The 4901-nt window shown below is 63.6% G+C and carries 3 protein-coding genes; 2 read left to right on the forward strand and 1 reads right to left on the reverse strand.

What is annotated here, in order from left to right:
- Nucleotides 1-1877, reverse strand: a 1877-nt coding sequence (locus tag VEK15_13690; protein HXV61744.1) for a TolC family protein, incomplete at its 3' end; no start/stop codon positions are given.
- A 131-nt stretch (nucleotides 1878-2008) separates the two neighbouring features.
- Between VEK15_13690 and VEK15_13695 the strand changes: the two genes are divergently transcribed.
- Entirely contained in the window at nucleotides 2009-2692 is a 684-nt protein-coding gene (locus tag VEK15_13695) for a response regulator transcription factor (protein HXV61745.1), read from the forward strand.
- Complete coding sequence (locus VEK15_13700; GenBank protein HXV61746.1) at nucleotides 2682-4757, forward strand: ATP-binding protein; 2076 nt, start codon at nucleotides 2682-2684, stop codon at nucleotides 4755-4757. Before VEK15_13695 ends, VEK15_13700 begins: the two co-directional genes overlap by 11 nt.
- Nucleotides 4758-4901 lie beyond the last annotated feature (144 nt).

The following is a 4901-nucleotide window of genomic DNA, read 5'->3' on the forward strand; positions in this document are numbered from 1 at the left end:
CCCGTGAGCAATCGGTTGTAGAAGAGGTTGAAGTAAGCCGAGGGAACGTAGAAACGCCGTCGACTCTGAGCCAGCCCGATGTCGAGAGACTCGATTTGCTTGTCGAGCGCATCGATGTCCGGAGCGTTGCCCACGGCGAAATCGACGAGAACGTCCCCGAGAGCATCCCGAGCCTTCAGGTCATCGAAGACCGGATCGAGTTCTCCCCCTACGAAGGGGAACACGTCGGGATCGATGGGTGGCGTCTCCAGGAGCCAACGGCGTTCCTGACTCGTTCCCAGGATTCGATTCAACGTGATCCGGGCGGCGTCTTCGTCCTCGGCGGCGACGAAGAGCGCGCTTCGTCTTTGGGCGACCGCCGCCTGCCAGCGGTAGATCTCGTCCATTCCGGAATAGCCGACCTCGCGTCTCAGACGCGCCAGCTCGAGGAAGGACTCGCTGAGCCTGAGGTTATCGGCTTGTACGGCGTACAGCGCCTGCGTCACCGCGAGCCCGTAGAACGCGGTGCCCGCGTCCCCGAGTACGCCGACACGATCCGCCTCACGCTGAAACTCGCTGCCTTCGTACACACGCTGGGACGAACGATACCTGCTGATGGCGCCGTCGTCGAAAATCATCTGCTTCACGCTCAGGCCGAAAGTCGTCGCGTCGTCGGGGAGGACGTCTTGCAAGAGATTCGTCTGCCGATATCCCAAGCTCGAAATCGCCCGGGGGAGAAGGGGGCTCCGCGCACGATACTGCTCTTGCCGGACGCTCTCGATGATCTCGTCCTGGACGGAAAGGAACTTGTTGCTGAGCTCCGCTTGTTCCAGCGCCTGAGAAGGGGCGAGGGGCTCGGCGCCTCTCTGGTCGATCTCGTCTTCGTGCAGAATCGATGCGAAGATCCTGGTTTCGAGCGATGGAACGTAGCCGACGGCGAGGGCCGTCCTAGCGTTCACCATCAATCGCTCTTCCACCGATAGAAGAACGGGAAGATCCTGTGCCGCTTCCCCCCGGACGAGCCGGGCGACGTTGAGGGCAATGCGCCGCACGTGCTGCTCGGTGACGTCGGGGATGAGCGCCGCGAGCGCGCCGAGGCTCACGTCGGGGTGCCCGACGAGGCTGAAAGTCGGGACGCCCCGACTGGTGAGCCCGGCGATCAGCCGCGAGCGCTCGGCTTCACTGAGTCGCGGAAGCCGCGTGAGGTAGGCCGCCTGTATCGCTTCCTGAGAAGCCAGGAAGGCGTCGACGTCCTGCTCCACTTCGGCGAAGCGGACGTCGATTCCGAGAGTCGATTCGTATTGCTCGAGGACCGACGCGATTTCGGGCAACAGCTCGAGATCCGACGGGCCCACCACGACGGTGACCGAGTCGATGGCCAACATCTCGCGAAACGCTGCGAGGTCCTGTTCCGCCCGATGAGGAAGTACGGTGAAACTCAGGTTCTCTTTCAGGGAGCGATCGCTCGCGTCGTAGGGAAGCCGGAAGACGTCGGAAAGCTGGAGATAAATGCTCACCACGGGTTTGGGGAGCACCCGTCCCTCTCGCGCCGCCTCCAGGGTGGCGTGAAGGCCGTCGGCGAGCACGATGTCGACGTCCGGATCGTCGAGGGCCGCCGCCAGAGCCGCCGAGACGCGTTCGGGAGACCATCGGGCGTCGAAGGCCTCTCGGCGATCGAAGCGAACCACGACGCCGTCAGGCAGATGCCGTTCGAGCTCGGATTCCACGAGAGCCGTGAAATCCCGGTCGGTCGGAGGCCCGTCTCGGACCACCGCCACGACCAGGGGAATTGTCGCGGGAGCCGATTCCTGGGCGAAAACGGCTCCCAGAGACAGGATCGACGCGAGGAGCATCGCGCCCAGTCCTCGAGCCATGTCGGGCATTGTTGGCCCCTCCACCGCGCTATGCTACTCGCAGAATTACGGGATCAGACAAGAAAAACTACTAGAGTATTCAATGCCGTGGCGGGAGTGGTGACGAAACGACGATTCTTACCCCCGGTTAACCGCTTTCGGCTAGGCTTGTCGGAATGAAGCTCCTGCTCGTGGAGGACGAATCCAAGCTGTCGCGGAGCCTCCGATCGGCGCTCGGGCGGGAGGGCTATTCGGTCGACGTCGCCCTCGACGGCGAGATGGCGCTCGATTACGCCGAGATCTATGAATACGACCTGATCCTCCTCGACGTCATGCTCCCGAAGCTCGATGGCTTCGAGGTCTTGAAGCGGCTGCGCTCGAAACGCTTTGCCGCGCCGGTCCTGATGCTCACCGCTCGAGAGGACACGCGGAGCAAAGTCCGGGGGCTCGACATCGGAGCCGACGACTACGTCGCCAAACCCTTCGAGCTCGAGGAGCTCTTCGCTCGCATCCGGGCCCTTCTACGCCGAAACGGGCCCGACCGCTCCGGCCTTTTGCAGGTGCTCGACCTCGTGTTGGATCCGGCGTCCAAGCGCGTTTCGCGCGGCGGAGGCGCCCTGAGCCTCACCGCGCGCGAGTATCAGCTCCTCGAGTTCCTGCTGCGAAACAAGAATCGCATACTCAGTCGCGAGGTCATTTATGAGCACGTCTGGTCCGGGGACTTCTCCGGGACCCGAAAGATCGTCGACGTTTACGTGAACTACCTGAGATCCAAGATCGACCAGGGATTCGAGCCGAAGCTCCTGCAGACGGTGCGAGGCCTGGGCTACGTGCTGAGCGAAGAACGTTATGGAGCTTAGGGCGAAGACACTCCGGGGCACGGTCGGCCGCTATGCCTTCCTGTTCGAAGCGGCACTCCTCCTCGGGAGCTTCGCCGTCGTCGATTTCTTCCTCTGGCGAAGCGTTCGCTCCGAGCTCCAGAATGCCGGCGAGCGAGAGCTCCGATGGCTCGAGGAGTTCGTCGCCGACCATGAGCCAGGCGGGAGCGACTATCTCATGGAGGAGATGCGCGAGCACCTCGGGGCTCGCACCGGCTTCGTGCTGCAGATTCGGAAGGGCGAAGAGCCTCTCTTCGCCTCCGCCGAGCTCGCCCGAGCCGTGGCACCGGGCTTCTTCGAGACCGCGGGTCAGATCTACTGGGTCGCGCGGAAGGAATTTCGCGGATTCGAGCTCACCGCCGGAGTTCCCGCGGAGAGCCAATGGACCGCACGCCAGAATTGGCGAGGGCTGATGGTTCTGTGCTCGTTCGGTGGCCTCGTGGCCGCCGCGCTTCTCGCGCGTGCGCTCGCCCGGCAAGCCACCGAGCCACTGGCCGCGGTGGCCGACGCCGCCGAGCGCGTCCACGACCAGAGTCTTTCCGAAAGGATCCTTCCGCCGGCGCGGCCCTATGCCGAGGTGGAAAGAGTGCGCGCGTCGTTCAACGAGATGCTGGCCCGACTCGAAGCGTCGATGGAAAGGCTCAGACAGTTCACCGCCGACGCGTCACACGAGCTGCGTACGCCGCTCTCGGTGCTCAAGGTGGAGGCACAGGCCGCCCTCGGCTCGGGAAGGCTCGAACCGGAAGCAGCGTCCATCATGGCAAGCCAGCTCGAGGAGATCGATCGACTGTCCGTCATGGTGGAGGACCTTCTTACGCTTGCCCGCCTCGATTCCGGCCCAATCGAGTCTTCACCAGTGGAACTGGCGGACGTGGTCGTGGAAACGGCGGAGCAGTTCCGCACCATCGCGGAGACGAGGGGGATCGAGCTCTCCCTCGACGCGATCGAGCCCGCGTTGCTCGAGGGCGACCGCTCACAGCTTCGCCGAATGGTGTCGAACCTTCTCGACAACGCGATCAAGTACACCGAGCCCGATGGACGCGTCAGAATGGCGGTGGAACAGAACGATGGCTTTCTCCGGTTTTCGGTAACCGACACCGGTCGCGGCATTCCCCATGAGGACCTTCCTCGCATCTTCGAGCGCTTCTACCGCGCGGATCCGTCGCGTTCGCGCCGAAGCGGAGGGGCGGGTCTCGGCCTCGCCATCGTCGCCCGCATCGTGGAGTACCATGGTGGAAGAGTCACGGTCCAGAGCGAGCTCGGAAGGGGCTCTTCCTTCCTTGTCGAGCTACCCTCGAAGCGAAATGGCCAGCGAAGAGGTCGTTCCCGATCGCCTCTTTTGATTCTCGCAGCGTTGGTGGCGCTTCCCTCTTGTCGGGACGTGTTCACGTCTCGCCCGGCATCGAGTCGACCGGTCGGGCGCATCGAGGGAACCGTCCGGCTCGTCGGAGGCGACTTTCCACCGCCAACCCGCATCGAGAACACCACCGACCCCGAAGTCTGCGGCCGGGAGCACACCCTCGATGACGCCGTGGTCTCACCGGAGAACCATGGCGTTCGATATGCGATCGTTGCCATGCTCGACGTTCCCGCAAACGCAATCCCTCCCTTCGAGTCCTCGACTCTGACGATCGACAACATCGACTGCCGCTTCTCGCCTCACGCCGGTGTGGTCAGAGCCGGAAGCTCTATCGAAGCGCGCAACAGCGACCCCATACTCCACACGACGCACCTCTACGGACCCGCCGAAGTAAACATCTCGCTCCCCATGGAGGGAGCCGCGGGTGTCAGGCGACTCGAAAAGGCGGGGCTTTACGCCGTCCGGTGTGACGTCCACGGCTGGATGAAGGCGGCCATTCGAGTCGATCCTCATCCGTTTCACGCCGTAACCGACGAGAACGGAGAGTTTCACATCGAGGATGCTCCCGCAGGAACGTACCGGCTCGAATCGTGGCACGAACGACTCGGAAGGCGCGAGGTCGTCGTCGAGGTCCGAGAAGGCGAAACCGCCTCGGTGCGGTTCGAGTATGCTCTTTCAGAGGAATGACGGGCAGGCTGATGAAAGAGTACAGTGCAGCCTGCGCGAGCGGAGCGAGCCCGGCGCGCCTGCCGCGCCGTAAGCAGCCCCGAGCCGTGGCGGCTCGATCGATTACAGGTCCCGCCACGGCATTGAGCACGTAGAAGGAGGTAC

It is taken from the genome of Vicinamibacteria bacterium (assembly GCA_035620555.1).
In the GTDB taxonomy this organism is placed as follows: Bacteria; Acidobacteriota; Vicinamibacteria; order Marinacidobacterales; family SMYC01; genus DASPGQ01.